Source organism: Burkholderia sp. WP42 (assembly GCF_000745665.1).
GTDB lineage: Bacteria > Pseudomonadota > Gammaproteobacteria > Burkholderiales > Burkholderiaceae > Burkholderia > Burkholderia vietnamiensis.
Genome location: NZ_KN050725.1, coordinates 100,361 through 127,076, shown reverse-complemented (window position 1 = coordinate 127,076; position 26,716 = coordinate 100,361). Strand labels below are relative to the sequence as shown.

At 67.3% G+C, this 26,716-nt stretch carries 24 protein-coding genes; 14 read left to right on the top strand and 10 right to left on the bottom strand.

Annotated features, from left to right (window positions below; all coding sequences use genetic code 11):
* The first annotated feature begins 22 nt into the window (after positions 1-22).
* The 3 genes from EX20_RS27065 (at position 23) to EX20_RS27055 (ending at position 2,727) form a co-directional block, all read left to right on the top strand.
* Positions 23-1,384: an ATP-binding protein gene (locus tag EX20_RS27065; protein WP_034195332.1), complete on the top strand. Its 1,362-nt coding sequence runs from the start codon at positions 23-25 to the stop codon at positions 1,382-1,384.
* A gap of 189 nt (positions 1,385-1,573) precedes the next feature.
* Entirely contained in the window at positions 1,574-2,122 is a 549-nt protein-coding gene (locus tag EX20_RS27060; protein WP_011885088.1) for a peroxiredoxin, read from the top strand.
* Positions 2,123-2,199: 77 nt separating this feature from the next.
* Positions 2,200-2,727: a carboxymuconolactone decarboxylase family protein gene (locus tag EX20_RS27055; RefSeq protein ID WP_011885089.1), complete on the top strand. Its 528-nt coding sequence runs from the start codon at positions 2,200-2,202 to the stop codon at positions 2,725-2,727.
* Positions 2,728-2,859: 132 nt separating this feature from the next.
* Here the strand turns inward: EX20_RS27055 and ispF are convergent, their stop codons facing one another.
* Together ispF and ispD are read right to left on the bottom strand one after the other, a co-directional pair.
* Positions 2,860-3,336, bottom strand: coding sequence for a 2-C-methyl-D-erythritol 2,4-cyclodiphosphate synthase (gene ispF / locus EX20_RS27050; protein ID WP_011885090.1), 477 nt, complete (start codon positions 3,334-3,336; stop codon positions 2,860-2,862).
* A 28-nt stretch (positions 3,337-3,364) separates the two neighbouring features.
* A complete protein-coding gene (gene ispD / locus EX20_RS27045; RefSeq protein WP_011885091.1) occupies positions 3,365-4,075 on the bottom strand; it encodes a 2-C-methyl-D-erythritol 4-phosphate cytidylyltransferase in 711 nt (236 codons plus the stop codon).
* Between the two features lie 108 nt (positions 4,076-4,183).
* On the opposite strand from ispD, the gene mfd reads away from it, so the two are divergent.
* The 3 genes from mfd to EX20_RS27030 all read left to right on the top strand — a co-directional run bounded on the left by mfd (position 4,184) and on the right by EX20_RS27030 (position 10,047).
* The gene (mfd, locus tag EX20_RS27040; RefSeq protein ID WP_014723183.1) at positions 4,184-7,639 is read left to right on the top strand and encodes a transcription-repair coupling factor; all 3,456 of its coding nucleotides are present in this window, start codon (positions 4,184-4,186) and stop codon (positions 7,637-7,639) included.
* A 111-nt stretch (positions 7,640-7,750) separates the two neighbouring features.
* Entirely contained in the window at positions 7,751-8,971 is a 1,221-nt protein-coding gene (gene argE, locus EX20_RS27035; RefSeq protein ID WP_011885093.1) for an acetylornithine deacetylase, read from the top strand.
* Between the two features lie 56 nt (positions 8,972-9,027).
* On the top strand, positions 9,028-10,047 hold the full coding sequence (locus EX20_RS27030) for a threonine/serine dehydratase (RefSeq protein WP_034195331.1): 1,020 nt from the start codon (positions 9,028-9,030) through the stop codon (positions 10,045-10,047).
* Between the two features lie 410 nt (positions 10,048-10,457).
* Here the strand turns inward: EX20_RS27030 and EX20_RS27020 are convergent, their stop codons facing one another.
* Positions 10,458-12,983: a penicillin-binding protein 1A gene (locus tag EX20_RS27020; RefSeq protein ID WP_034195329.1), complete on the bottom strand. Its 2,526-nt coding sequence runs from the start codon at positions 12,981-12,983 to the stop codon at positions 10,458-10,460.
* Positions 12,984-13,421: 438 nt separating this feature from the next.
* On the opposite strand from EX20_RS27020, the gene EX20_RS27015 reads away from it, so the two are divergent.
* The 4 genes from EX20_RS27015 (at position 13,422) to EX20_RS27000 (ending at position 16,795) form a co-directional block, all read left to right on the top strand.
* Complete coding sequence (locus tag EX20_RS27015; protein WP_011885096.1) at positions 13,422-14,102, top strand: PspA/IM30 family protein; 681 nt, start codon at positions 13,422-13,424, stop codon at positions 14,100-14,102.
* Between the two features lie 75 nt (positions 14,103-14,177).
* Entirely contained in the window at positions 14,178-15,350 is a 1,173-nt protein-coding gene (locus tag EX20_RS27010; RefSeq protein ID WP_034195417.1) for a tetratricopeptide repeat protein, read from the top strand.
* A gap of 224 nt (positions 15,351-15,574) precedes the next feature.
* Complete coding sequence (gene mscL / locus EX20_RS27005) at positions 15,575-16,006, top strand: large conductance mechanosensitive channel protein MscL (RefSeq protein WP_011885098.1); 432 nt, start codon at positions 15,575-15,577, stop codon at positions 16,004-16,006.
* Between the two features lie 342 nt (positions 16,007-16,348).
* Positions 16,349-16,795, top strand: coding sequence for a hypothetical protein (locus EX20_RS27000; RefSeq protein ID WP_014723190.1), 447 nt, complete (start codon positions 16,349-16,351; stop codon positions 16,793-16,795).
* A gap of 74 nt (positions 16,796-16,869) precedes the next feature.
* Here the strand turns inward: EX20_RS27000 and EX20_RS26995 are convergent, their stop codons facing one another.
* Positions 16,870-17,763 (bottom strand): NAD(P)-dependent oxidoreductase, encoded by an 894-nt coding sequence (locus EX20_RS26995; protein WP_034195416.1) that lies wholly within the window; start codon positions 17,761-17,763, stop codon positions 16,870-16,872.
* Positions 17,764-17,899: 136 nt separating this feature from the next.
* Between EX20_RS26995 and EX20_RS26990 the strand changes: the two genes are divergently transcribed.
* Together EX20_RS26990 and EX20_RS26985 are read left to right on the top strand one after the other, a co-directional pair.
* Positions 17,900-18,109 (top strand): dodecin, encoded by a 210-nt coding sequence (locus tag EX20_RS26990; protein ID WP_011885101.1) that lies wholly within the window; start codon positions 17,900-17,902, stop codon positions 18,107-18,109.
* A 214-nt stretch (positions 18,110-18,323) separates the two neighbouring features.
* Positions 18,324-19,253 carry a LysR substrate-binding domain-containing protein gene (locus EX20_RS26985; protein ID WP_011885102.1) on the top strand — a complete coding sequence of 310 codons (930 nt, stop codon included), beginning with the start codon at positions 18,324-18,326 and terminating at the stop codon, positions 19,251-19,253.
* Between the two features lie 63 nt (positions 19,254-19,316).
* Here the strand turns inward: EX20_RS26985 and EX20_RS26980 are convergent, their stop codons facing one another.
* Complete coding sequence (locus tag EX20_RS26980; protein ID WP_034195415.1) at positions 19,317-20,729, bottom strand: 8-oxoguanine deaminase; 1,413 nt, start codon at positions 20,727-20,729, stop codon at positions 19,317-19,319.
* Positions 20,730-21,209: 480 nt separating this feature from the next.
* Here EX20_RS26980 and uraH point away from each other — a divergent pair, with 480 nt between their 5' ends.
* Positions 21,210-21,563 carry a hydroxyisourate hydrolase gene (uraH, locus tag EX20_RS26975; protein WP_011885104.1) on the top strand — a complete coding sequence of 118 codons (354 nt, stop codon included), beginning with the start codon at positions 21,210-21,212 and terminating at the stop codon, positions 21,561-21,563.
* 53 nt (positions 21,564-21,616) lie between these two features.
* The gene (locus EX20_RS26970; protein ID WP_034195328.1) at positions 21,617-22,810 is read left to right on the top strand and encodes a urate hydroxylase PuuD; all 1,194 of its coding nucleotides are present in this window, start codon (positions 21,617-21,619) and stop codon (positions 22,808-22,810) included.
* A gap of 579 nt (positions 22,811-23,389) precedes the next feature.
* Here EX20_RS26970 and EX20_RS26965 read toward each other — a convergent pair.
* From EX20_RS26965 to puuE, 5 genes are read right to left on the bottom strand one after another with little or no spacing between them, the layout of a single operon-like run.
* Positions 23,390-23,587, bottom strand: coding sequence for a hypothetical protein (locus tag EX20_RS26965; RefSeq protein WP_034195327.1), 198 nt, complete (start codon positions 23,585-23,587; stop codon positions 23,390-23,392).
* A gap of 59 nt (positions 23,588-23,646) precedes the next feature.
* Entirely contained in the window at positions 23,647-24,159 is a 513-nt protein-coding gene (locus tag EX20_RS26960) for an ureidoglycolate lyase (RefSeq protein ID WP_011885106.1), read from the bottom strand.
* Complete coding sequence (alc, locus tag EX20_RS26955; protein WP_034195326.1) at positions 24,156-25,166, bottom strand: allantoicase; 1,011 nt, start codon at positions 25,164-25,166, stop codon at positions 24,156-24,158. Before alc ends, EX20_RS26960 begins: the two co-directional genes overlap by 4 nt.
* Positions 25,167-25,225: 59 nt before the next feature.
* Positions 25,226-25,747, bottom strand: a complete 522-nt coding sequence (gene uraD, locus EX20_RS26950) for a 2-oxo-4-hydroxy-4-carboxy-5-ureidoimidazoline decarboxylase (protein ID WP_011885108.1) — start codon at positions 25,745-25,747, stop codon at positions 25,226-25,228.
* Positions 25,744-26,697, bottom strand: coding sequence for an allantoinase PuuE (puuE, locus tag EX20_RS26945; protein ID WP_034195325.1), 954 nt, complete (start codon positions 26,695-26,697; stop codon positions 25,744-25,746). Before puuE ends, uraD begins: the two co-directional genes overlap by 4 nt.
* Positions 26,698-26,716: the final 19 nt, after the last annotated feature.

Below are 26,716 nucleotides of genomic sequence, written 5' to 3'. Positions count from 1 at the left end.
CGCCCCGCCTACGGCCCGTCCCATGCGTATCGACCGGCGCCTCCTGCAGCTCGCGTTCGGCGGGCTGTTCTGGCGCACCTTCCTGCTGATCGCGCTGCTGATCTCGGTCAGCCTCGCCGCGTGGTTCCAGAGCTTTCGCGTGATCGAGCGGGAGCCGCGCGCGCAGCGCGTCGCGCTCCAGCTCGTCGCGGTCGTGAAGCTCACGCGCACCGCCCTGCTCTATTCCGATCCCGACTTGCGGCGTGCGCTGCTGCAGGACCTCGAGAGCAACGAGGGCGTGCGCGTCTATCCGCGCGAAAAGACCGACAAGTTCAAGCTGCAGCCCGACGAATCGCTGAACCGGCTGATCGAACACGACATCCGTAGCCGCCTCGGCGACGACACCGTGATCGCGCAGTCGGTCAACGACATTCCCGGCGTGTGGATCAGCTTCAAGATCGACGACGACGACTACTGGGTCGCACTCGATCGCGATCAGCTCGACAACGTGACCGGCCTGCAGTGGGCCGGCTGGGGCCTGTTCGCGCTGGCGCTGTCGCTGTTCGGCTCGGCCTTCATCACGAGCCTCGTGAACCGGCCGTTCTCGCGGCTCGCGCTCGCCGCGCGTCAGGTCGGCTCGGGCCAGGCGCCGGAGCCGCTGCCCGAGCGCGGGATGGGCGTCGCGGCCGACACGAACCGCAGCTTCAACCAGATGGTGCGCGACCTCGAACAGCTCGAGGCAGACCGCGCGCTGATGCTCGCGGGCATCTCGCACGACCTGCGCACGCCGCTCGCGCGGCTGCGGCTCGAAACCGAGATGAGCCCGTCCGATCAGGCGACCAAGGACGCGATGGTCGACGACATCGAGCAGATGGACCGCATCATCGCGGCCTTCATCGACTATGCGCGCCCGGCCCAGCGCAAGCCGGAGCCGGTGGACCTGTCGTCGATCGCGCACGAGGTCGCCGCGCGCGTGTCGAACGAAGACGGCGTCCAGATCCGCACGCGGCTCGCGCCGAGCGCCGTGATCGAAGCCGACGAAACCGACATGCGCCGCGTGATCGGCAACCTCGTCGAGAACGCGCGTAAATACGGCCAGAGCCGCGACGACGGCATCTCGCGTATCACGCTGGAGACGCGCGTCACGCACGCGCGCGTCGAGCTGTCGGTGAGCGACGAAGGCCCGGGCATCCCGGAAGACCAGCTGCCGCTCGTGATGCGGCCGTTCTACCGCGTCGACACCGCACGCACCAAGGCGGACGGCACGGGCCTCGGGATGGCGATCGTGCTGCGCCTGGTCGGCCGCTATCGCGGCGCGCTGCGGCTGCGCAACCGCAGCCCCGAGGCCGGCCTCGAGGTCTCGCTCGAATTCCCCGCCGCCGGCAAGGCGCGCGCGACCGCATGACGCGTGTACGCACGTTTCGTGCGCGCCGCACTATCGCCGCAGTTGAAAAAAACTATGGCGTGTGTTAGTCAAAATCTATTGAATGGCTTTATTAATAGTGCTATAGTCTGCCCTATGCTGTCACAACGACGTTGCAGCACCGAGGTAGCTTGACTCAGTCTTCTTCCCAACACATACAGGAGTATCCGCATGAAAACCGTGGGCGATAAACTCGAAGCTTTCACCGTCGTAGCCGCGAAGCCGGGCTTCAACAATCATGAGGAAAACGGCCAGTCGGCGTTCGAAACCGTCACCGAAACGTCGTTCCCGGGCAAGTGGAAGATCATCTACTTCTATCCGAAGGACTTCACGTTCGTGTGCCCGACGGAAATCGTCGAATTCGCGAAGCTGGCGAAGCAGTTCGAAGAACGCGACGCCGTGCTGCTCGGCGGCAGCTCGGACAACGAATTCGTCAAGCTCGCATGGCGCCGTGAGCACAAGGATCTCGACAAGCTGAACCACTACTCGTTCGGCGACGTCAAGGGCGAACTGATCGACCAGCTCGGCGTGCGCGACAAGGAAGCCGGCGTCGCACTGCGTGCCACGTTCATCGTCGATCCGGACAACACGATCCAGCACGTCTCGGTGAACAACCTGAACGTCGGCCGTAGCCCGGAAGAAGTCCTGCGCATTCTGGACGGCCTGCAAACGGACGAACTGTGCCCGTGCAACCGCGCAGTCGGCGGCGCAACGCTGTAAAGCGCATCGATGCTCGAAGCCCGCGGCGCACGTGCTGCCTGCGGGCTTTTTTAACGGCCAACCCATAGGAGATGTCAATGGAATTCATCGACTCGATTAAGGCACGCATCCCCGACTACGCGAAGGACATTCGCCTGAACCTCGACGGCACGATCTCGCGCTCGTCGCTGGAAGGCAACGATGCGGTCGGCGTCGCGCTGGCGGCGGCGTTCGCGGCGAAGAGCACGGTGCTCGTCAAGACGATCCGCGAAGCCGGCGTGCTGTCGCCCGAAGAGACGAACGCGGCGCTGACCGCGGCCGCGCTGATGGGAATGAACAACACCTGGTATCCGTATGTCGAGATGGCCGACGACGCCGACCTGAAGACGCAGCGCGCCGAGCTGCGGATGGGCGCGTATGCGTCGCATGGCGGCGTCGACAAGCGGCGCTTCGAGATGTATGCGCTCGCCGCGTCGATCGTCGGCAAGTGCCACTTCTGCGTGCAGTCGCACTATGCGCTGCTGAAGAACGAGCAAGGCATGACGACGACGCAGCTGCGCGACGTCGGCCGCATCGCGTCGGTGATCAACGCCGCCGCGCAGGTGATCGCCGCCGAAGGCGCATAAGCGCGCGGGCCGCAACGGCCCGCCCCGCAAAACGACAAATGCCACGCATCAGCGTGGCATTTGTCGTTCGGGCGGCACACGCCGCACGCCGCACGCCGGATCGAACCGGCCTGCGATGCGCACGCGCAACCGCTACTTCACCAGCAGCGCGGCCGCCTGCGCCTCGATGCCGTCGCCGCGGCCGAGATAGCCGAGCTTCTCGTTGGTCTTCGCCTTCACGTTCACGCGCTCGAGCGGCAAGCCGAGGTCGGCCGCGATGTTCGCGCGCATGCCGTCGATGTGCGGCGCGAGCTTCGGCGCCTGCGCGATCACGGTGCTGTCGACGTTCTGGATCGTGAAGCCGGCCGCCTTCACGCGCGCCGCGCATTCGCGCAGCAGCACGCGGCTGTCCGCGCCCTTGAAGGCGGCGTCGGTGTCGGAGAAATGGCGGCCGATGTCGCCGAGCGCCGCCGCGCCGAACAGCGCGTCGGTGATCGCGTGCAGCAGCACGTCCGCATCCGAGTGGCCGAGCAGCCCGCGCTCGTACGGAATCGTCACGCCGCCGATGATGAGCGGGCGCCCCGGGACGAGCTGATGCACGTCGTAGCCTTGTCCGATTCTGAAATCCATGCGTGTTCCGGTTGAGATGAAGTGAAAGTCAGGAGGCGTGCGCGGGAGCCGCGAGAATCGCTTCCGCGAGCGCGAAGTCTTCCGGGTACGTGACCTTGAAGTTGCGCAGGCTGCCCTGCACGACGCGCGGCGTATGGCCCGCCCATTCGATCGCGCTCGCCTCGTCGGTCAGGTCGTGCCCTTCGCGCTGCGCGCGCAGGATGGCGTCGCGCAGCATGCCGATGCGAAACATCTGCGGCGTCTGCGCCTGCCACAGCGCGTCGCGCGACTCGGTGCGCGCGATCGCGTCGCCGCCGGTCGGCACGCGCTTGAGCGTATCGGCGACCGGCAGCGCGAGGATGCCGCCCACCGGATCGTCCTTCAGCGTCGCGACCAGCGTGCGGATCAGCGTCGGCGTGATGCCGGGGCGCGCGGCGTCGTGCACGAGCACCCAGTCCTGGTCGGTCGCGCCGAACTCGGCGAGCCCGAGCAGCCCGTTGAGTACCGACGCCTGACGCGAGCCGCCGCCGCAGCGGCGCACCGCGAAGCGCAGGCCCGCGAAGCGGCGTGCGTCGAAATGGGTATCGTCGGGCGCGAGCACGACGAGCGTCTGGGCGAACTCGCTGCAGGCGTCGAACGCGGCGAGCGTGTAATGGAGCAGCGCGCGACCGGCCAGCGTGCGGTATTGCTTCGGCACGGCCGAACCGGAGCGGCTGCCCGTGCCGGCGCAGGGAATCAGGGCAAAAAGTCGGGGTGTCACGAACGGAGAACGCCGGAAAGGTGAAATCGAGAAGCGGATTTTATAATAGGTCTTTCGTCTCGACCGGCGCACCGCGCTGCGCCCGTGCCCGCCACCCCTGCCGTCCCTATGCCAGACACCGCTACCAACCCGTTCGCCTCGCCCGTCGCCCGCGTCAAACCGGGCCAGCGCTTCATCTTCGACGGCGCGCACGGCTCCGCAGACGCACTCGCCATCGCCCGCTATCTTGCCGAGAACCGCGACGCGGTCCCGCTCCTCGCGGTGATCTGCGCGAATGCGGTCGACGCACAGCGGCTGTCGCAGGAGTTGCGCTACTTCTCGCCGGATGCGCGCGTACGCCTGCTGCCGGACTGGGAGACGCTGCCGTACGACACGTTCTCGCCGCACCAGGATCTCGTCTCCGAGCGGCTCGCGACGCTGCACGACCTCGGCGAGGGCCGCTGCGACATCCTGCTGGTGCCCGCGACCACCGCGCTGTACCGGATGCCGCCCGCGTCGTTCATGGCCGCCTACACGTTCGCGTTCGCGCAGGGCGAGCGGCTCGACGAGGCGAAGCTGAAAGCGCAGCTGACGCTCGCCGGCTACGAGCACGTGAGCCAGGTCGTGCGGCCCGGCGAATACTGCGTGCGCGGCTCGCTGATCGACCTGTATCCGATGGGCTCGCCGCTGCCGTACCGGATCGACCTGTTCGACGATCAGGTCGACTCGATCCGCGCGTTCGATCCCGATACGCAGCGCAGCCTGTACCCGGTGCGCGACGTGCGCCTGCTGCCCGGCCGCGAATTTCCGTTCGACGAGGCCGCACGCACGGCGTTCCGCAGCCGCTGGCGCGAGACCTTCGAAGGCGATCCGAGCCGCGCGCCGATCTACAAGGACATCGGCAACGGCGTCCCGTCGGCCGGCATCGAGTATTACCTGCCGCTGTTCTTCGACGAGACGGCCACGCTGTTTCACTACCTGCCGCAGGCCGCGCATCTGGTGTTCACCGGCGACCTCGAGGCGTCGATCCGCCGCTTCACCGCCGATACGAAGCAACGCCACGCGTTCCTCGCGCACGATCGCGAACGGCCGATCCTCGAGCCGCAGCGGCTGTTCCTGTCGGACGAGGATTTCTTCGCGTTCGCAAAACCGTTCGCGCGCGTCGTGCTGCCCGCGCAGCCGGCCGGCGGCTGGGCGACGCCGCTGCCCGAGCTGACGGTCGACCGCCATGCCGACGATCCGCTCGCCGCGCTGCGCACGTTCGTCGAGTCGTCGGGCAAGCGCGTGCTGCTGACGGTCGAATCGGCCGGCCGCCGCGAAACGATCCTGCAACTGCTCGCCGAGCATCGGCTGCGCCCCACGTCGAACGACCACTTCGCGGGCTGGCTCGACAGCGACGCGCCGTTCGCGCTCGGCGTCGCGCCGCTCGCCAGCGGCTTCGCGGTGCCGGCCGAAGGCTACGCGATCGTCACCGAAACCGAGCTGTACGGCGCGCTCGGCCGCCGCGCGGGGCGCCGGCGCCAGGAACAGGCGAGCAACGTCGACGCGATGGTGCGCGACCTGTCGGAGCTGAAGGTCGGCGATCCGGTCGTCCATGCGCAACACGGGATCGGCCGCTACATGGGCCTCGTGTCGATGGATCTCGGCGAAGGCGAGACGGAATTCCTGCATCTCGAATACGCGGGCGACAGCAAGCTCTACGTGCCGGTCGCGCAACTGCACGTGATCTCGCGCTACAGCGGCGCCGATCCCGACAGCGCACCGCTGCACGCGCTCGGTTCGGGCCAGTGGGAACGCGCGAAGCGCAAGGCCGCGCAGCAGATCCGCGACACGGCCGCCGAGCTGCTGAACCTGTACGCGCGCCGCGCCGCGCGCGAAGGCCACGCGTTCGCGCTCGATCCGCGCGACTACGTGAAGTTCGCGGAGAGCTTCGGTTTCGAGGAAACGCCCGACCAGGCCGCCGCGATCGCCGCCGTGATCGGCGACATGACGAGCGGCAAGCCGATGGACCGCCTCGTGTGCGGCGACGTCGGCTTCGGCAAGACCGAGGTCGCGCTGCGCGCGGCGTTCATCGCGGTGATGGGCGGCAAGCAGGTCGCGCTGCTGTCGCCGACCACGCTGCTCGCCGAGCAGCACACGCAGACCTTCGCCGACCGCTTCGCCGACTGGCCGGTGCGCATCGTCGAGCTGTCGCGCTTCAAGACCGCGAAGGAAGTCAATGCGGCGATCGCGCAGATCAACGAAGGCAGCGTCGACATCGTGATCGGCACGCACAAGCTGCTGTCGTCCGACGTGCAGTTCAAGCGCCTGGGCCTCGTGATCATCGACGAGGAGCATCGCTTCGGCGTACGTCAGAAGGAAGCGCTGAAGGCGCTGCGCGCGGAGGTCGACGTGCTGACGCTCACCGCGACGCCGATCCCGCGCACGCTCGGCATGGCGCTCGAAGGGCTGCGCGACTTCTCGGTGATCGCGACCGCGCCGCAGAAGCGGCTCGCGATCAAGACCTTCGTGCGGCGCGAGGAAGAAAGTGTGATCCGCGAGGCGATGCTGCGCGAACTGAAGCGCGGCGGCCAGGTGTACTTCCTGCACAACGAGGTCGAGACGATCGAGAACCGCAAGGCGATGCTCGAGGCGCTGGTACCCGAGGCGCGCATCGTGATCGCGCACGGCCAGATGCACGAGCGCGAGCTCGAGCGCGTGATGCGCGATTTCGTCGCGCAGCGCGCGAACGTGCTGCTCTGCACGACGATCATCGAGACCGGCATCGACGTGCCGAGCGCGAACACGATCATCATGCATCGCGCCGACAAGTTCGGCCTCGCGCAGCTTCACCAGCTGCGCGGCCGCGTCGGCCGCTCGCACCACCAGGCTTATGCGTACCTGCTGGTGCACGATCCGCAGTCGCTGACCAAGCAGGCGCAGCGCCGGCTCGAGGCGATCCAGCAGATGGAGGAGCTCGGCTCGGGCTTCTATCTGGCGATGCACGACCTCGAGATCCGCGGCACCGGTGAGGTGCTCGGCGACAAGCAGTCGGGCGAGATCCACGAGATCGGCTTCCAGCTGTACACCGACATGCTGAACGACGCGGTGAAGGCGCTGAAGAACGGCAAGGAGCCGGACCTCACCGCCCCGCTCGCCGCGACGACCGAGATCAACCTGCATGCGCCCGCGATCCTGCCGGCCGACTACTGCGCGGACGTGCAGGAGCGCCTGTCGCTCTACAAGCGGCTGGCGAACTGCGAGCACGGCGATGCGATCGACGGCATCCAGGAGGAGCTGATCGACCGCTTCGGCAAGCTGCCGCCGCAGGCGCAGGCGCTCGTCGAAACGCACCGGCTGCGGCTCGCCGCGAAGCCGCTCGGCATCGTCAAGATCGACGCGAGCGAGGTTGCGATCGGGCTGCAGTTCGAGCCGAACCCGCCGATCGATCCGATGCGCATCATCGAGATGGTGCAGAAGCATCGGCACATCAAGCTCGCCGGGCAGGACAAGCTGCGCATCGAGACGCGCTCGCCGGATCTGGCGATCCGCGTGTCGACGATCAAGGAGACGCTGCGCGCGCTCGCGCCGAGCGCCGCACGCTGAGCGGCGGCACGCACGCACCACGCACGCGATGCTGCGCCGCACCGCGTGCGGCAAAGGCGGCGCGACGCGTTTTTGAGTATGATTTTCCCATTCCTCAGACGGAGTTTTGCCATGTCCATCCTCGACGCGCCGGCACCTTCCGCCGCCGATCAACCCGACGCGTCGCTCGTCAGCCTGCCGTGGATCGAGCGGCTGGTGTCGATGGACACGACGAGCCGCGTGCCGAACCTCGGCCTGATCGAAACGGTGCGCGACGCGCTCGCCGCGAGCGGCATCGAGTCGACGCTCACGCACGACGCGCGCGACGGCTGGGCGAACCTGTTCGCCACGGTGCCCGCGCACGACGGCTCGACCGATGGCGGCATCGTGCTGTCGGGTCACACCGACGTCGTGCCGGTCGACGGCCAGCAGTGGGACAGCGACCCGTTCGCGCCGCAGCTGCGCGACGGCCGCCTGTACGGCCGCGGCACCTGCGACATGAAGGGCTTCATCGGCGCGGCGCTCGCGCTGCTGCCCGAGATGCAGGCGGCCAGGCTCGCGAAGCCGATCCACTTCGCGCTGTCCTACGACGAGGAAATCGGCTGCGCCGGCGCGCCGCTGTTGATCGCCGATCTGGTCAAGCGCGGCGTGAAGCCCTCGGGCTGCATCGTCGGCGAGCCGACCAGCATGCGCCCGATCATCGCGCACAAGGGCATCAACGCATACCGTTGCTGCGTGCGCGGCCATGCGGCGCACTCGTCGCTGACGCCGAAGGGGCTGAACGCGATCGAGTACGCGGCGCGCCTGATCTGCCACATCCGCGACCTCGCGGAGCGCTTCCGCGCCGAAGGGCCGTTCGACGCGCTCTACGACGTGCCGTTCACGACCGCGCAGACGAGCACGATCCAGGGCGGCAACGCGATCAACACGGTGCCGGCCGAATGCCGGTTCGACTTCGAGTTCCGCAACCTGCCGACGCTCGATCCCGAGCAGATCTTCGCGCGCATCGAAGCGTATGCGCAGGAAACGCTGCTGCCGCAGATGCGCCGCGAGCATCCGAACGCGGCCATCGAGTTCTCGAAGATCGCCGCCGCGCCGGGCCTCGACGCGACCGAGCAGGCCGCGATCACGCAGCTCGTGCGCGCGCTCACGGCCGATCAGGACAAGCGCAAGGTCGCGTACGGCACCGAGGCCGGCCTGTTCGAACGCGCGGGCATTCCGAGCATCGTGTGCGGGCCCGGCAACATCGAGCAGGCGCACAAGCCGAACGAATACGTCGAGCTCGCGCAGCTCGCTGCGTGCGAGCAGTTCCTGCGCAAGTTCATCCGCAGCATGTCGGTCGACGCGCACTGACCGCCCGCGCCGGCCTGCGCATGCGGGCCGGCCCCACTCTCCCCATCCGCCACGTCATGTCGACTGAATCAACGGGCCCGGCCCATACGACGATCGACGGCGAGCCGATTCCGACGCTCGACGAAATCGCCGCGCAGCATTTCGCGTTGTCGCCCTGGGTCGCGCGCACGCCGGTATTCGAACGCGCCGATCTGCCGACGCTCGAAGGTACGCACGTCAACTTCAAGTTCGAGCTGCTGCAGGCGAGCGGCAGCTTCAAGGCGCGCGGCGCGTTCACGCACGTGCTCGCGCTCGACGAAGCGCGCAAGAACGCCGGCGTCACCTGCGTGTCGGCCGGCAATCATGCGGCGGCCGTCGCATATGCGGCGATGCGGCTCGGCAGCAGCGCCAAGGTCGTGATGCCCCGTACCGCGAGCCCGGCGCGCATCGCGCAGTGCCGCGCGTATCGCGCGGAAGTCGTGCTGGCCGGCAGCGCGTCGCAGGCATTCGACCTCGTGCGGCGCGTCGAGGCCGAGGAAGGCCGCTTCTTCATCCATCCGTTCAACGGCTATCGCACGATTCTCGGCACGGCGACGCTCGGCTACGAATGGGCGACGCAGACGCCCGACCTCGATGCGGTGATCGTGCCGATCGGCGGCGGCGGCCTCGCGGCCGGCATGGCCACCGCATTGCGCCTCGCGAATCCGCGCGTGCACGTGTACGGCGTCGAGCCCGAAGGCGCCGACGCGATGTGCCGCAGCTTCGCGGCGAACCACACGATCAAGATGGGCGCGATGCAGAGCATCGCCGATTCGCTGATGGCGCCGCACACCGAGGAATACAGCTATCAGCTGTGCCGGCGTCACGTCGACCGGATCGTCACCGTGTCGGACGACGCGCTGCGCGCGGCGATGCTGTTCCTGTTCTCGCATCTGAAGCTGGCGGTCGAGCCCGCGTGCGCGGCCGCGCTCGCGGGGCTGCTCGGCCCGCTGCGCGAAACGCTGCAGGGCAAGCGGGTCGGCGTGCTGCTGCCGGGCACGAACACCGATCCGGCCACGCTCGGCATGCATCTCGCGCACGCGCAGCTGCAGCGCTGAACCCGCTCGCGACGCTCAGGGTTATCCCCAGTTTTTGTTGACAGCCCTGTTGATAACCCGCCGCACCTCTCCGCAAGTGGTTGAGCGCGCAGCGTTTTACGTGCTCGCACGGGGCCGGACGCAAAATAGGCAGATGCGGCCGGCGAACGCGATCCATCGGCGCTTTGCGCGCCGCACCCCACCCTTCGTGATCCCGATCATCGCCGTCCCCTGCATCGCGGCGATCCGCCACGCGTAGCGCGGGCGATTCCTCACACGAACGATCGAACCATCGGCGTGCGTGTCGCGCCGGCATCCGGCATCCGGCCGCCGGTCGCGCTCGGGTTCGCGATCGCCGTCGACGCGCGGCCGCACGCAAAGGAAACGGGCGCCCGAAGGCGCCCGTTGCAGTCGACACGTCAGTGTTCCGCTTACTTGCTTTCGAACATGTCCATGATCTGCTGCTTCTCCTGCTGCGTGACGGGCGGCGGCGCGAGCCCCGCCGCACCGGCCGAGCCGAGTGCGTCGTTCGCGCTGATCGCGTTCTCGGCCGGGTTGATGTCGACGCTCGCCACGAAGCCGTTGCCCGGCGTGCGGTCGGCGTAATACAGCTCGCCGTCGATCGTCGTCAGCCCGTCGGGCATCGGCATCTGCTGCTCGGGCACGCCGTTCAGCGCGGTGCGCATGTAGTTCACCCAGATCGGCAACGCGAGCTGCGCGCCGAATTCGCGGCTGCCGAGGCTCTTCGGCTGATCGAAGCCCATCCACGCGACCGCGACGAGCGACTGTTGATAGCCGGCGAACCAGCCGTCCTTCGCATCGTTGGTCGTACCCGTCTTGCCCTGCAGGTCGCTGCGGCCGAGCGCGTTGGTGCCCGCGCCGGTGCCGGCCGTCGCGACCGAATGCAGCAGGCTGTTCATCACGTACGCGTTGCGGCCTTCGATCGTGCGCGGCGCCGTGCTGCCCGCGACCGCCGGCTGCGACTTCTGCAGCGGCTGGCCGCGCGCGTCGTCGACTTCGGCGATCAGATACGGATCGACCTTGTAGCCGCCGTTCGCGAACACGGCGTAGCCGGTCGCGAGTTGCAACGGCGTGACGAGCCCGGCGCCGAGCGCCATCGGCAGGTACGGCGGCGTCTTCGCCGGATCGAAGCCGAAGCGCTGCGTCACGTACTGCTGCGCGTACTGCGTGCCGATCGACGCGAGGATGCGGATCGACACGAGGTTCTTCGAGCGCTGCAGCGCGGTGCGCATCGACATCGGGCCGTCCGGCTGATCGTCGTCCTTCGGCTCCCACGCGGTGCCGCCCGGCACGCTCGGCGGGAAGTACAGCGGCGCATCGTTGATAATCGTCGCCGGCCCCATGCCCTTGTCGAGCGATGCCGAATAAATGAACGGCTTGAACGACGAGCCCGGCTGGCGCCACGCCTGCGTCACGTGGTTGAACTTGCTCTTGTTGAAGTCGAAGCCGCCGACCAGCGAACGGATCGCACCGTCCTGCGGCGCGATCGCGACGAGCGCGCCTTCGACCTGCGGCAGCTGCACGACCTGCCAGCCCGTCTTGCCGTCCTTCAGCACGCGCACGATCGAGCCCGGCTTGATCCGCAGCGTCGCGTTCGCGCGCGGGCTCAGCGCGGCGGACACGAAGCGCAGGCCGGCCGGCCCGATCGTCGTGGTCGCGCCGCCGACGAACTGCACGTCGACCGCATTCGGCGATGCCGACAGCACCACGGCCGATTGCAGATCGCCGTTGTCGGGGTGATCGGCGAGCGCGTCGTCGACCGCCTCGTCGCGATCGTCGCCGGCGGCCGGCAGATTGATCGACCCTTCCGGCCCGCGATAGCCGTGGCGGCGCTCGTAGTCGAGAATGCCGCGCCGCACGGCCTGATAGGCCGCTTCCTGGTCGGCCGCGTTGATCGTCGTGGTGACGGTCAGCCCGCGCGTATAGGTTTCATCCTTGTACTGCTCGTACATCATCTGCCGCACCATCTCGGCGACGTATTCGCCGTGCACCGCGTACTGGTTGCCCGGCGTGCGCACGTGGATCTCCTCCTTCACCGCCTGGTCGTACTGCGGCTGCGTGATGTAGCCGATTTCGAGCATGCGCTTGAGGATGTACTCCTGACGCACCTTCGCGCGCTTCGGATTGACGACCGGGTTGTACGCGGACGGCGCCTTCGGCAGCCCTGCGAGCATCGCCGCCTCGGCGAGCGTGATGTCCTTCAGGTCCTTGCCGAAGTACACGCGCGCGGCAGCCGCGAAACCGTACGAGCGCTGGCCCAGATAGATCTGGTTCATGTACAGCTCGAGGATCTGGTCCTTCGTCAGCGCGCGCTCGATCTTGTACGCGAGCAGCATCTCGTAGATCTTGCGCGTGTAGGTCTTCTCGCTCGACAGGAAGAAGTTGCGCGCGACCTGCATCGTGATCGTGCTCGCGCCCTGGCGCGCGCCGCCGTGCAGCAGGTCGGCCACGCCCGCGCGCAGGATGCCGAGGAAATCGACGCCGCCGTGTTCGTAGAAGCGGTAGTCCTCGATCGCGAGCACCGCCTTCTTCATCACGTCGGGGATGTCCTGGAAGCGCACGAGACTGCGGCGCTCCTCGCCGAACTCGCCGAGCAGCACGTGGTCGGCGGAATACACGCGCAGCGGCACCTTCGGCTGGTAGTTGGTCAGCGCGTCGAGCGACGGCAGCTGCGGCGCCATCACGACGAGCGCATAGCCGACGATCAGCGCGCCGACGATCGCGAGCGTCGCGAACAGGCCGACGAACCACAGCGCGACGCGCGAGCCGAACGAGCGACGCCCGTCGCCGTCGCGGCCGCCGCCGCGGCGCGATGCGCGACGGGCGTCGTCGGGCTCGTCGTCATCGGGGTAATAGGCTCCCGACGGCGAACGGCGCAGCGAGTAGTGAGGTTCTTTCCGATCGGAGGAGGAAGACGGTCGTTTGATGATTGGCATGTCGGAATGGCGGGCGAACGTGGCGCCCTCGGACGCATGCGGATAGGCAAGCGGATGAATCAGAGTGGGTGCATCGTGGCACTGTCACGTCGACAGACCGCGTGGCGCAGCGATCCGTTCCCGCGACGTGACAGCGCATTTTAATGAAATCGACCGGTTGACTTCGCGATTTTTTGTAAAAATTCCCGCACTGCGGCGAATTGCGGAACGTATTCGCCGCAGGCTGCGCCTATCATGGTCGCGCAGCGCGCTGCGCGCCGCGCCGTTGCTTTCAATCGCGAAAGCATCGAATCGACGCGACCCGCAGCGCTTGAACTCGCGCAATTAAGCCGTATTTAAGCGGGCGGCGGTGTAATATCCGCCGGCTCACGCGGGTCGGAACCGATTCGCGACGGGCGTTGCCGCTCACGCGGCACCTTTCAAACCACGGAGGATTTCATGTCGCTTTTCGACTCTGTTTCGCGCACGATCAAGGGCCTGCTGAACGACGCGGCCGATTCGGTACAGGATCCGTCGCGCGACGCACGGCAGATCGTGCGGGAGCTCGACGACAGCATCGGCCGTGCCGAGAATTCGCTGATCGAAATCGAGGCACAGGTCGCGACCCAGCGCAGCAAGCGCGATGCGGCCGACGACAAGGTGAAGAAGTACGAGGACGGCGCGAAGCGCGCGCTGCAGGCCGGCGACGAAGCGCTCGCGCGCGAGGCGCTCGCCGCGCAGGCGAACGCGGAAGCCGAGCGCGACGCGCTCGCGGCCGAGCTGACCACGCTCGAACCGTCGGTCGACAAGCTGAAGGGGCAGATCGCCGACATGCGGGCGCGCCGCAACGATCTGAACGCCCGCTCGAACATCCTGCAGGCAAAGCAGGAAATCGCGCAGGCGAAGGATGTCGCGGCGAGCGCCCTGGGCGGCATCGGCGGCAAGAACCTGTCGGAAGACTTCCAGAAGCTCGAGGACAAGGTCGCGCTGCAGAATGCGCGTTCGGACGCACGCCTGAACTCGGCCGACACGTCGAGCGGCAAGGCGCTCGACGACAAGCTCGCCGCATTGAACAAGGGCCCGTCGGTCGAAGACCGCCTCGCGGCGCTGAAGAAACAGCTCGACACGCCCGCGCAGTAACGGCACGCGCGCCGCGGGCCGAGCGTCCGCGGCGCGCACCGATCCAGGAGGCGGGCAAGCATGCCCGGTTCGATCATGAAGAAATCCCTCGCCGCACTCGGCCTCTCGCTGATGCTGCTGTCGTCCGCCGCGTTTGCGGTCCCGTCGTTGCAACAGGTCGAGCAGTCGATCGCCCAGCGCGACTGGCAACGCGCCGACACGCAGTTGTCGCAAGTCATCGACGCCCATCCGAACAACGCGCACGCGCGCTATCTGTACGCGCAGGTGCTCGACCGCGAAGGCCGCGCGTCCGACGCGCTCGCCCAGCTGCAGCAGGCCAGGACGCTCGATCCGCAACTGCGCTTCACCGACGCGTCGCGCTTCGCGCAAACCGAAGCGCGCATCCGTGCGGATGCCGGACGTACGCGCGCAACTGCGCCTGCCGCGCCGCAAGCCGGCTCGTTGCAGCCCTCGGTCGCGCCGATCGCGCCGCCCGCGAAACACGGGCCGTCCGCCGGCATGTGGATCGTGCTGGGCCTGCTCGTCGCGATCATTGCGCTGGTGCTGCGCTGGACGCTGCGCCGCGCGCGCTCCGCGGGCGACAGCCGCGCCGACGACGAACGGCGCACGCAGCTGAAGCGCGCCACCGACGTGCTGAACGACATCCGTCCGCTGAAACTCGACGCGAAGCTGTCGTCGGCGCCCGGCGCCGCCGCGCTCACCGGCGAGCTCGAAGGCATCGAAACCGATGCGCGCGCACTGGTCGAAGCGCTGTCGAGCGGCAAGAGCCCGGTGCCGCCCTATCGGATCGACGAACTCGAACAGCGGCATGCGAGCGTGAAGGCTCGCGTCGAAGGCCGTCCCGATCCGAGCGCGCCGCCGGCCGCGCCCGCGAACGGCAGCGGCTCCGTATATGCGCAGGAAGCCGATCGCGTGACCGGCATGCAGGGCCAGCCGTATCAGCAACAACCATACCCGCAGCAACCGTACCCGCCCCAGCAGCCGCCCGTCGTGGTGCAGCAAGGCGGCGGTTTCGGCGGCGGCATGGGCGGGCTGCTGACCGGCGTGCTGCTCGGCGAAGCGATGTCCGGCGGACGCGAACGCGTGGTCGAGCGCGACGTGATCGTCGACGATCAGCGCCGCCGCCCCGACAACAACGATGCGGGCTTCGACCTCGGCCGCGGCGACAACACCGACTGGAGCGACGGCAACGGCGGCGGTGTCGATCTCGGCGGCAACGACGACGGCTGGACCGACGACAACAGCTGAGCGTTCCCGTCGACACCTCGCACGACGCCCGCCTGCGCGCCTTCCCGCATCGAAGTGCGCGCGCCCATCGATTTGTTAATCATCTCAAGATGGGCTACCGACAATGGGGCACGTTCGCTATCATGCGGCCATCGGCGTGCCTCCGATACCCCACCGATCAGACGCTTCGCAGCCCTGCGCGTCGCGGCACGCCTGTCCCCGCCCCAACCAGGAGAAAGCCGCTCATGAGCATAATCAAGGAATTCAAGGAGTTCGCCGTCAAAGGCAACGTGATGGATCTCGCCGTCGGCGTGATCATCGGCGGCGCGTTCTCGAAGATCGTCGACTCGGTCGTGAAGGACCTCATCATGCCGGTGATCGGCGTGCTGACCGGCGGTCTGGATTTCTCGAACAAATTCATTCTGCTCGGCACCATCCCGCCGTCGTTCAAGGGTAATCCCGATTCGTTCAAGGACCTGCAGGCCGCAGGCGTCGCCGCATTCGGCTACGGCTCGTTCATCACCGTGGCGATCAATTTCGTGATCCTTGCGTTCATCATTTTCCTGATGGTGAAATTCATCAACAAGCTGCGCAAGCCCGCCGAAGCCGCTCCGGCCGCGACGCCCGAAGACGTGCTGCTGCTGCGCGAGATCCGCGATTCGCTGAAGCAACGCTGAGCGCCGCACCACGCCGGCTCACGCCGCGTCATGCCGTATCTGCCAGGCCCGCCACGTGCGGGCCTTTTTCATCGGCGCGGCACGCCTCGCACTTTTTTGTGACGCGCGAATGCACGCGCGCGAAAAGCAGGTCTATGATGGAGACTAAACGACAGTACGGGCGCCAAGACGCTGGCTGTGTCGATCATCGTGGCAAGCGGGTCGACGGGAGACATTGATCGTCGTACCTCACGAATGCAGCATTTTCGTGTGCTATAAAGGATCGACATGCGGCGTACATAGCCGGGAGTGGGTCGCATGAAAGTGCCGCATTTCTTGCAATTGTTTTTGAGGCGAGTGTTTATGTCCTTCCCGAAAAAACGTCGACGCGCGCAACAGGATGGCCACGAGTCGTTCCTCGCGGTATTGCGCCATTCGAAGCCGTTCGCGCAACTCGACACCAAGATTGCCCGCGCCCGTGCGCAGGACGAGCCCGTCCTCTATGCCCACGTGCTGCCCGGCCTCGACGTGCTCCTGTGCAGCGTGCGCGGCGCACACCCGCCCTATCCGGCCATTGCCGAGCTCCGCAAGCGCTGCATCGAATCGATCGCCAACGCACTCGAACAGCCGCTCGACGGTCTCGAGAACGGCGGCTATTGGTACGAGGCAAACGGCTTCGGCTTCCTCGTGTTCGCGAGCCGCGCCCGCACGCGCATCCTGCCCGAGTTTGGTGCGGGCACGAAGGCGAGCCTGCGCGGCGGGCTCGGACGCCAGAACGCCGGCGACACGACGCCGCGCTCGCTCGGCTGAACCGACACAGCATGATGGGCCGCCCGAGGGCGGCCCATCTGCCATTCACGCGTACCGTTTCGGCCGTGCCGCGCTCATGTCGCGGCGCCGCGTCCGTTGCCGGGCCGCAGGATGTCGATGAACGCGGCGAAATCCGCGCCGGCAAGGCCCTGCGCGGCGGCCAGCCGCAACACCTGCTGCACCGTCGCCGCTACGGGCATCACCGCGCCCGTGTCGCGGGCCGCGTCCGCGATTGCATCGACATCCTTCTGAAACGTGCTCAGCGCGCCGATCGACGGATGACCGCCTGACGTCATCCGCGGCACGAAGGTCTGTAGCAGTACCGAATCTGCCCAGCCGCCCGCCAGCGCGTCGGCCAGACGCGCGGCGTCGATGCCGCTCGCCTGCGCGAGGCCCACGGCTTCGGCGATCGCGGTGACCGTCGCGGTGACGATCGCCTGGTTGCACAGCTTCGCCGTCTGTCCCGCGCCCGCGTCGCCCATATGCGTGATGCGCGACGCGTAGCGGTCGATCAGCGGCCGCACCGCGTCGAGGTCCGCCGCGTTGCCGCCGGCCATCACCGCGAGCGTGCCGGCCTGGGCGCCCGGCACGCCGCCCGATACCGGCGCGTCGACCCAGCCGACGCCGAGCGCCGCCGCACGCGCTGCGTAATCGCGCGTCGCGGCAGGCGCGATGCTCGAGTGATCGACGATGCGTTTCACGCGGCGCGCGTTCGCGTCGCCGGCGAGCAGCCCGTGCGCGCCGAACACGACGTCGCCGACCGCGCGGCCATCGAGCACGCACACGAACACCGTATCGACCTGCTCGGCCAGTTCACGCGGCGTGTCGACCACCCGCGCGCCGTCCTGCTCGAGCGCCTCCGCCTTCGCGCGCGCGCGATTCCATACGCCGACGCGGTGCCCCGCCGCCAGCAAATGCCGAATCATCGGCGCGCCCATCAATCCCGGTCCGCAAAATCCGACTTCCACGATATTCGTCGCCTCCAATCAAGGTTGCAGTTGCCGCCCATCATACCTATCACTCAAACAGGCCTGGTGCGCGCGGCCGCGCGCCGGGCCCGCCTCTTGCACCGGCCGCACGTACGGACATTTCACGGAGCCCATCATGAGCGACCACGTGTACAAGCTGATCGAACTGACCGGATCGTCGCGGCAATCGTGCGACGACGCGATCCGCAACGCGATCTCGAAGGCCGGCAAGACGCTGCACAACCTGCACTGGTTTCAGGTCACCGAAACGCGCGGACACATCGAAGGCGATCAGGTGATCCACTGGCAGGTCACGCTGAAAGTCGGCATCCGCATCGACGACTGACGCGCCGAACGCGCCCGGAAGCCCGGCGCGCGAAGCCCGCGGATGCGTGCAACGCGCGTCCGCGTGGGTCTTCGCGCCCGTGTACCGCCCTTCGCGCGAGGCCCGTCCGGCTCGCGGCCGCGGTATCCATCGCTTGACGCTGATTTTCTTCCATATTAAAAACGATATACCCCACCTCCCCCTCGATCAGCCTGGACATATAAACGGAGATACCATGAGTCAGCAACGCGAGGCGATCGACACGTACCTCTTGCGCGTCTTGCACACCTTGTTGATGGAGCGCAGCGTCACGCGCGCGGCCGTCAAACTGAACCAGTCGCAACCGGCGATCAGCGCCGCGCTGCGCCGCCTGCGCGACATCACCGGCGACCCGCTGCTCGTGCGCGGCAAGTCCGGCATGGTGCCGACCGAATACGGGCTGCGCCTGCTCGAGCCGGTACAGAACGCGCTGCGCGAGATCGAGCGCATCAAGTTTCAGCAGCACAGCTTCGACCCGGCCACGTCGATCCGCTGCTACCGGATCGGCTGTCCCGACTATCTGAACGTGCTGTTCGTGCCGACGGTGGTCGAACGCTTCCGACAGGCCGCGCCGAATGCGACACTCGAATTCCACTCGCTCGGCCCCGCGTTCGACTACGAACTGGCACTCGAAGACGGCAAGCTCGACATCGTCGTCGGCAACTGGCCCGAGCCGCCCGAGCAGCTGCATTTGTCCAACCTGTTCGTCGACGAAATCGTTTGCCTGATGAGCAACACGCATCCGTTCGCGAAGCGCGGCGGGCTTACGCTCGATCAGTACCTGAACGCGCCGCACCTCGCGCCGACGCCGTATTCGGTCGGCCAGCGCGGCGCGATCGACGTGCATCTCGCGCGCGAACGGCTCAAGCGTCACGTGGTCGTCACGCTGCCGTACTTCAACCTCGCGCCGTATGTGCTCGTGAAGTCCGACCTGATCTTCACGACGACGCGCCTGTTCGCCGACCATTACGCGAAGTTCCTGCCGCTGTCGGTCGTGCCGGCCCCGCTCGACTTTCCGCCGATGCAGTACTACCAGCTGTGGCACGAACGCTGCCATTACTCGGACGAAGTGCGCTGGCTGCGCAGCCTGGTTGCCGAAGCGACGCGCACGTTGATCGAGGCGTAAGCGTAGCGGGCGGGGCACGGCCGGAAGACGCAACGCCGGCCGCGCATGTTTCCGCGCGCCGCGTCAGCGCGACGCTTCCACGAGCGCCTGCGCAAGCGCATTGTGGCGCTCGATGACCGGCGGCAGATCGAGCGTCGCGAGCCGCCCTTCCCGCACCACCACCTTGCCGTTCACCACCGTATAGGCCGCCTGCGACGGCGCGCAGAACACGAGCGCCGCGACCGGGTCGTGCAACGCACCGGCAAAGAGCGGCTGGCGCAGGTCGAACGCGGCGAAGTCGGCGGCCATGCCGGGCTTCAACGCGCCGATATCGTCACGATTGAGCACCTTCGCGCCGCCGAGCGTCGCGATCTCGAGCGCGTCGCGCGCGGTCATCGCGTCGGGCCCGAAGCCGACCCGCTGCAGCAGCAGCGCCTGCCGCACTTCCGCGACCATCTGCGCGCCGTCGTTCGACGCCGACCCGTCGACGCCGAGCCCGACCGGCACGCCCGCCGCCCGCATCTTCCCGATCGGCGCGATGCCCGATGCGAGGCGCATGTTCGAGCACGGGCAGTGCGCGACGCCGGTGCCGGTGCGCGCGAACAGGCCGATGCCCGCATCGTCGAGCTGCACGCAGTGCGCATGCCAGACGTCGTGACCGACCCAACCGAGATCTTCCGCATATTCGGCGGGCGTCATGCCGAATTTTTCGCGGCTGTACGCGATGTCGTTGACGTTCTCCGCCAGATGCGTGTGCAATGACACGCCGCGCTCGCGCGCGAGCACCGCCGCGTCGCGCATCAGGCCGCGGCTCACCGAGAACGGCGAGCACGGCGCGACGACCACGCGCAACATCGCGTAACGTCCTTCGTCGTGATAGGCGTCGATCAGCCGCTGCGTGTCGCGCAGGATGTCCGGCTCGCGCTCGACGACCGAATCGGGCGGCAGCCCGCCGTCGCGCTGACCGACGCTCATCGCGCCGCGGCTCGCGTGAAAGCGCATGCCGATGCGTTGCGCGGCGCCGATGCTGTCGTCGAGCCGGCTGCCGTTCGGATAGATGTACAGATGATCGCTCGACGTCGTGCAGCCCGACTGCAGCAGCTCGGCCATCGCGGTGAGCGTCGACACCTCGATCATCTCCGGCGTCAGATGCGCCCAGATCCGGTACAGGCTCGTGAGCCAGCCGAACAGCTCGGCGTTCTGCGCGGCCGGCACCGCGCGCGTGAGGCTCTGGTACATGTGGTGATGCGTGTTCACGAGCCCCGGGATCACCAGATGGCCGCGCAGGTCGAGCACTTCGTCGGCGGTGTCGGGCAGCTCGGCGCTCGGCCCGACGGCGACGATCCGGTTGCCCTCGATGTAAAGCCCGGCGTCACGCAGCTCGCGGCGCGTGTCGTCCATGGTCACGAGCACGTCGGCGTGCTTGACCAGCAAGGTCGTCGGGCGGGATGAGGATGGCTGTGGCGCGCGTGCGCCGGCGTGCTGCTCGAGGTTCATGCGTTCTCCGCGTCGTTCCGTCTGCGGGAGCCGCTCCCGCAGACGCTGAAGGCCGTTCGAACGCTGCTGCGCGGCACGCACCGGTGCCTGCGTCCGTTCGAACGCGCTGGCCCGGTTACCCGGCATGCATGCCGTCTTCGGGGTACGCGCGGCAGCATCGCGCAAGCGCGCGCCGCGCACAATGCGCGAAACCGAATACTGCGCTTCACGGTTTCGATATGGTACGCGGCGCAGCGCGATCGGACGCAGCGCACACGCGCCCCGGCCACGCATGGACGGCCGTCGACAGCCGTTCATGCGCGGCGCATTATCTTTGATATCGCGTCCGTATTTGCGCGGGAACCTTCTTACAATGCCTGCACGGCGCTCGCATCAATTTCGCCGACGGGTATGTAGCCACGTGACGTGGAGCCTCGATCCGCCGCACAGTCAATGGATCGAGTCGCCGCCGAACCTCGCATTCACATAAGGACACAACGAATGGGAAAGCTCACTACCCACGTACTCGATACGGCACACGGTCGTCCCGGCGCTGCCGTCAAGGTGGACCTCTACGCGCTCGACGGCGAAACGCGCCGCGCGCTCAAGACCGTGCTGACCAATAGCGACGGCCGCTGCGACGAGCCACTGCTCGAAGGCGCGGCGCTCGCCGCCGGCGAATACGAGCTCGTGTTCCATGCCGGCGACTACTTCGCGTCGCTCGGCGTGAAGGTGCCCGAACCGCGCTTCGTCGACCGCGTCGTGCTGCGCTTCGGCATCGCCGACGCCGCATCGCACTACCACGTGCCGCTGCTCGTGTCGCCGTGGTCGTACAGCACCTATCGCGGCAGCTGACATACGCATCGGCGCCTGCATCGAAGACAACGATCTGAGTCTGGAGGAGTTTCATGGAAGGCTTCATCACCGACTGGCTGAACCTCGCGCTGCGATGGCTGCACGTCATCGTCGCGATCGCGTGGATCGGCGAGTCGTTCTATTTCGTCGCGCTCGACAACAGCCTCAAGCCGCCGACCGACGCGAACCAGCGCAAGCGCGGCGTGTTCGGCGAGCTGTGGCATGTGCACGGCGGCGGCTTCTACAACATGCAGAAGTACACGGTCGCGCCGCCGGAAATGCCCGACGACCTGCACTGGTCGAAGTGGCCGTCGTACACGACGTGGCTGTCGGGCTTCTCGCTGTTCTTCGTGCTCTACCTGCTCGCGCCGAACACCTACCTGATCGACAAGAGCGTGCTCGACATGGGGCCGGTGGTCGCGGTCGCATCCGCGCTCGGCTTTCTCGCTGCCGGCTGGATCGTCTACGACTCGCTGTGCCGCATCCTCGGCACCAACGATCGCGTGCTCGGCATCTGCGTCGGCATCTACGTCGTGATCGCCGCGTACCTCGCGTGTCACATCTTCGCGGGCCGCGCCGCGTATCTGATCGTCGGCGCGATGCTCGCGACGATCATGTCGGCGAACGTGTTCTTCGTGATCATCCCCGGCCAGCGCAAAATGGTCGACAAGATGCTCAAGGGCGAAGAGCCGAACCCGATCTACGGCAAGCGCGGCAAGCAGCGCTCGGTGCACAACACCTACTTCACGCTGCCGGTCGTGTTCGCGATGCTGTCGAACCACTATGCGATGACGTACACGAACCGCTTCAACTGGATCGTGCTCGTGCTCATCATGCTGGCCGGCGCGCTGATTCGTCAGTTCTTCGTGATACGTCACCGCGGCAAGCAGCTGTGGTACCTGCCGATCGGCGGCGTCGCGCTGCTGTCGGGCGCGCTCGTGTGGACGATGCCGAAGCCGGTCGCGCCGCAGGCCGAGGCCGCGAACGCGCCGAAGCTCGCCGTCAACGACATCATGCCGATCCTGCAGCAGCGCTGCATCGAATGCCACTCGGCCAAGCCGACGCTGATGGGCAGCGCGCCGGCCGGCGTGATGTTCGACACGCCGGACGAAGTGTCGAAGAACGCGCAGCGCATCTACGAACAGGCCGTGCGCCTGAAGGCGATGCCGATCGGCAACGTCACGCACATGACCGACGACGAGCGCGTGAAGCTCGCCGCTTGGTTCGAGGGCGGCGCGGTGAAGTGAGGCGCTGTGAGCCGGCGTGTGATCGCCGGTGCGATACGTTGGTGGATGCGGGCCCGGAAACGGGCCCGTTTTTTTTGGCACGTGCGAAGGCGCGAAGGTACGGCCGTCGCGCCAGCCGCGCCGCTTCACGCTGCAGCACGAGCAGTAGATTCATGGGAGGTCGTCGAACGGCAGGAAGATGTGATCTTGATGCGTGACCGTCGTCACGGTACAGCTGCGCCCTGCTGTGAACGATGCGTAGAGAATGCGACGCGGCGCGATCGGAATGCGCGCTCAGCGCGATTCATGCGGCGCGGAAAAACACGGGCCGGTTGCGTCGCACGGCCGCCGTCTCGCGGCGGGCTTCCTGGTCGGCATCATGAATGGACCCGGAACGCTCGTTCCAGCTGCACGCCCATCACGATTGCAGCCCGAAGATTTGCGACGGGACGGCGAAACGGCGCTGTGCGAATCGCCGGACGGCGACACGAACACCAGCCAGCCGCGACGGTCATCGCGTCGGCTTCGACGAAACGCGACGATCGCCTCGAACGACGACGCCCCGTCCGCTTCGTGCTCAGCGAGGCCGTGCGTTCGCTTTCAGATCGACGCATCGGCACCGGGCCGGCAACCGTACTTCACGCGCCAACGCGTCGCGACGATCGCATGCGCATCGGCGCGATCGAGCCACACGTACTGCCCTGCGTGTCGGTTCGTGGCCGTGCGCCGCACTGCCTCGCAGTGTTGCTGACGAATGCCGACCACCACCCACACCGCGATCCCCAAGCGCACCGACATAAAAAAAACCGCGCGTGTCGCGCGGGCTGGTTCGACGATCGCTGCTACGGCAACGGCGCTCAGACCATCACCGCCTCGAGCGCATCTTCGGTGAGCCACAGCGATTCCGGCAGGTCCTGCTCGTTCAGGTTCAGGCCGTCGCCGCCGCGATCGACGACGATGAAGTCGCTGACCTCGCCCAACGCGATCAGCGGGTGATGCCACACGCCCTTCGCGTAGTTGACGCCCTGCCAGCCGCTCGTCACGAACGCACGAACCTTCGACGGATCGAGCTCGCCCGCCGGCGCGACGACGACGAGATACGGCCGCTCGTTCAGCGGCACGAACGCCTGGCTGCCGAGCGGATGCCGCTCGAGCATCCTGACCTCGAACGGCAGCTCACGCGGCTGGCCGCGAAACAGGTTGACCAGCGTGCGGCCGCCCGCGTCGGTCACGTCGACGTTCGCGAGATCGTGAAAGCGCACCGTCGTGCCGAGATTGATCGGAATCTGCTTCGCGCCGTCGGTTTCGATCACGTCGCCGAACGGGGCGAACGCTTGCCTGGTCAGCGGTTCGATTGCAAGCGTCTTCATTTGTCGAGCGTCCCCCACAGGCGCAGACGCGATACGCCGCCGTCCGGGATGATGTTCAGGCGCACGTGCGTGACCGGCCCGAGTGCGGCGATTTCCGGTTCGAAGAAGTGCTGCTTGTCCATCTGCAGCTTCTGCTCGCCGAGCAGCACCGGCCAGAACATCGACTGCGTGATCAGCGAGCTGTCGGTGCCGCCCGACATGTAGGCGGCCTGGATCGAGCAGCGGTCCGGGTAGTTGCCCTTGAAGAACGCCGTATCGACTTCGATCCTGCGGATCACGCCCGGCTGCGCGAGCGCGACGATCGCCCAGTCGTTGCCTGGTTCGCGGCGGCGACGCGTTTCCCAGCCGTCGCCCATGTTCACGCCGCGGCCCGGCAGCAGCAGGTTCGACGCGAGCCCGAAGTGCTGGTTGTTCGCGGCCACGACGTAGCCGCCGTTTTCCATCGCCGCGAGGTCGAACTGCTCGGTCGCGCTCGCGCCGGCCCAGTCGAGCTGCGGCTGGCCGTACACGCGCAGCCGCGCCACGCCGCCGTCCGGATAGATGTTCACGCGCAGATGCGTGAACGCGCGCGCGTCGCGCGCTTCGACGTAATGGTGACTGTTGCCCTGCAGCGTCGTCGACGGCACGATCTCGATCCACTCGGTCGCCGTCGGCGCGCCGTCAACGACGTACGCGGCGTCGATCGACGCGGCCGGCGGGAAGTTGCCGGTGAAATGGCTGGTATCGATGTCGACGCCCTTGATCACGCCGGGCCGCGCGAGCTTGACGATGCACCAGTCATAACCGGTCGTGCGCTTGCGGCGCGTCTCCCAGCCGTCCATCCACTTGCCGTGGTCGTCGTACTTGCCGGGGATGAAGACCGCCGGCTCCGGGTTCAGCATCCGCTCCTTCGGCGCGAAGAAGTCGTCGCTGGCTTCGAGCGCCTGCGCGCCGAGGCGCGGGTCGGCGAGGTTCACGTAGCGCCGGGTGAAATCGGGCGCGGCGGGATCGAGAAGCGGAACAGCCATGATGTGTCCTTGTTCGGTGAGGCGAAGCGGTGATGCGAAGCGGCCGCTACGGCGCGACGTCACGCGTCGATCAGGTCGTCGAGCCGGAAGCGCGCGATCCGGTAGATCTGGTCGAGGCTCGCACGCAGCTCCTCGCTGCGCGAATGATTCACGCGCGACTCGAAGTTCGCGATGATGCCGTGCCGGTCATAGCCGCGCACGGCCAGAATGAACGGGAAGCCGAATTTCTCGCGATAGGTGCGGTTCAGCGTCAGCAGCTTGTCGAACTCTTCCTGCGTGCATTGATCGAGGCCCGCGCCGCTCTGCTCGCGCGTCGACTCGGCCGTGAGCTCACCGCGCACGGCCGCCTTGCCGGCCAGTTCCGGGTGGGCGTTGATCAGCGCGAGCTGGCGTGCGTCGCCGGCCGTTTCCACCGCGTTCGACATCGTCTCGTGCAGCGCGTCGATGCTCGCGAACGGCCGCTTCGCCGCCGCATGCTCGGCCACCCACGGCGAATGCTCGAAAATGCCCGACAGCGCGGCGACGAATGCGCTCGGCGTCATCGTGTTCAGTTGCTCCAACGTGTAACGCATCGCCTTCATGCTTTCCCTTCGTCTCGATGATTGGGCTGATACGGATGATGTTCACGCCAATGGCGCGCGATATCGGCACGCCGCGTCACCCATACGCGTTCGTGCTTCTCGATGTGATCGAGGAAACGCTGCAGCCCGCGGAAACGCCCCGGCCGCCCGAGCAGCCGGCAGTGCATGCCGATCGACAGCATCTTCGGCGCTTCGTCGCCTTCCGCGTACAGCACGTCGAACGCGTCGCGCAGGTAATCGAAGAAGTGTTCGCCGGTGTTGAAGCCCTGCGGCGTCGCGAAGCGCATGTCGTTCGTGTCGAGCGTGTACGGGACGATCAATTGCGGCGTCGTGCGGCCGCCCGACACTGCGACGTCCATCCAGAACGGCAGGTCGTCGCCGTAGTTGTCGGAGTCGTACAGGAAGCCGCCGTATTCGGCGACGAGGCGGTGCGTGTTCGGGCTGTCGCGGCCGGTGTACCAGCCGAGCGGACGCTCGCCGGTCACGCGCTCGATCGCCTCCATGCCGAGACGCATGTGCTTGGCCTCCAGCTCGGGCGTCATGCTCTGGTAGTGAATCCAGCGCCAGCCGTGGCATGCGATCTCGTGGCCGAGCTCGACGAAGGCGCGCGCGAGCTCCGGATGGCGCTCGATCGCCATGCCGACGCCGAACACCGTCAGCGGCAGCCCGCGCTTCTCGAACTCGCGCAGGATGCGCCATACGCCGGCACGCGACCCGTACTCGTAGATCGACTCCATGCTCATGTGACGGTCGGGATACGCGGCCGCGCCGACGATTTCCGACAAGAACTGCTCGGAGCCCGGATCGCCGTGCAGCACGCAGTTCTCGCCGCCCTCCTCGTAATTGAGGACGAATTGCACCGCGACGCGCGCGCGCCCGGGCCAGTTCGCCTGCACGGGATGGCGGCCGTAGCCGATCAGGTCGCGAGGATAGTTGGGATCGAGTGACATGGGTTCGGAGTGCCGCTGA

Excerpts from the sequence above, each read along its gene's own strand:
- EX20_RS27065 (WP_034195332.1), top strand. The coding sequence starts at position 23 with ATGCGTATCGACCGGCGCCTCCTGCAGCTCGCGTTCGGCGGGCTGTTC.
- EX20_RS27060 (WP_011885088.1), top strand. The coding sequence starts at position 1,574 with ATGAAAACCGTGGGCGATAAACTCGAAGCTTTCACCGTCGTAGCCGCG.
- EX20_RS27055 (WP_011885089.1), top strand. The coding sequence starts at position 2,200 with ATGGAATTCATCGACTCGATTAAGGCACGCATCCCCGACTACGCGAAG.
- ispF (WP_011885090.1), bottom strand. The coding sequence starts at position 3,336 with ATGGATTTCAGAATCGGACAAGGCTACGACGTGCATCAGCTCGTCCCG.
- mfd (WP_014723183.1), top strand. The coding sequence starts at position 4,184 with ATGCCAGACACCGCTACCAACCCGTTCGCCTCGCCCGTCGCCCGCGTC.
- argE (WP_011885093.1), top strand. The coding sequence starts at position 7,751 with ATGTCCATCCTCGACGCGCCGGCACCTTCCGCCGCCGATCAACCCGAC.
- EX20_RS27030 (WP_034195331.1), top strand. The coding sequence starts at position 9,028 with ATGTCGACTGAATCAACGGGCCCGGCCCATACGACGATCGACGGCGAG.
- EX20_RS27020 (WP_034195329.1), bottom strand. The coding sequence starts at position 12,983 with ATGCCAATCATCAAACGACCGTCTTCCTCCTCCGATCGGAAAGAACCT.
- EX20_RS27015 (WP_011885096.1), top strand. The coding sequence starts at position 13,422 with ATGTCGCTTTTCGACTCTGTTTCGCGCACGATCAAGGGCCTGCTGAAC.
- EX20_RS27010 (WP_034195417.1), top strand. The coding sequence starts at position 14,178 with ATGAAGAAATCCCTCGCCGCACTCGGCCTCTCGCTGATGCTGCTGTCG.
- mscL (WP_011885098.1), top strand. The coding sequence starts at position 15,575 with ATGAGCATAATCAAGGAATTCAAGGAGTTCGCCGTCAAAGGCAACGTG.
- EX20_RS27000 (WP_014723190.1), top strand. The coding sequence starts at position 16,349 with ATGTCCTTCCCGAAAAAACGTCGACGCGCGCAACAGGATGGCCACGAG.
- EX20_RS26990 (WP_011885101.1), top strand. The coding sequence starts at position 17,900 with ATGAGCGACCACGTGTACAAGCTGATCGAACTGACCGGATCGTCGCGG.
- EX20_RS26985 (WP_011885102.1), top strand. The coding sequence starts at position 18,324 with ATGAGTCAGCAACGCGAGGCGATCGACACGTACCTCTTGCGCGTCTTG.
- EX20_RS26980 (WP_034195415.1), bottom strand. The coding sequence starts at position 20,729 with ATGAACCTCGAGCAGCACGCCGGCGCACGCGCGCCACAGCCATCCTCA.
- uraH (WP_011885104.1), top strand. The coding sequence starts at position 21,210 with ATGGGAAAGCTCACTACCCACGTACTCGATACGGCACACGGTCGTCCC.
- EX20_RS26970 (WP_034195328.1), top strand. The coding sequence starts at position 21,617 with ATGGAAGGCTTCATCACCGACTGGCTGAACCTCGCGCTGCGATGGCTG.
- EX20_RS26965 (WP_034195327.1), bottom strand. The coding sequence starts at position 23,587 with ATGTCGGTGCGCTTGGGGATCGCGGTGTGGGTGGTGGTCGGCATTCGT.
- EX20_RS26960 (WP_011885106.1), bottom strand. The coding sequence starts at position 24,159 with ATGAAGACGCTTGCAATCGAACCGCTGACCAGGCAAGCGTTCGCCCCG.
- alc (WP_034195326.1), bottom strand. The coding sequence starts at position 25,166 with ATGGCTGTTCCGCTTCTCGATCCCGCCGCGCCCGATTTCACCCGGCGC.
- uraD (WP_011885108.1), bottom strand. The coding sequence starts at position 25,747 with ATGAAGGCGATGCGTTACACGTTGGAGCAACTGAACACGATGACGCCG.
- puuE (WP_034195325.1), bottom strand. The coding sequence starts at position 26,697 with ATGTCACTCGATCCCAACTATCCTCGCGACCTGATCGGCTACGGCCGC.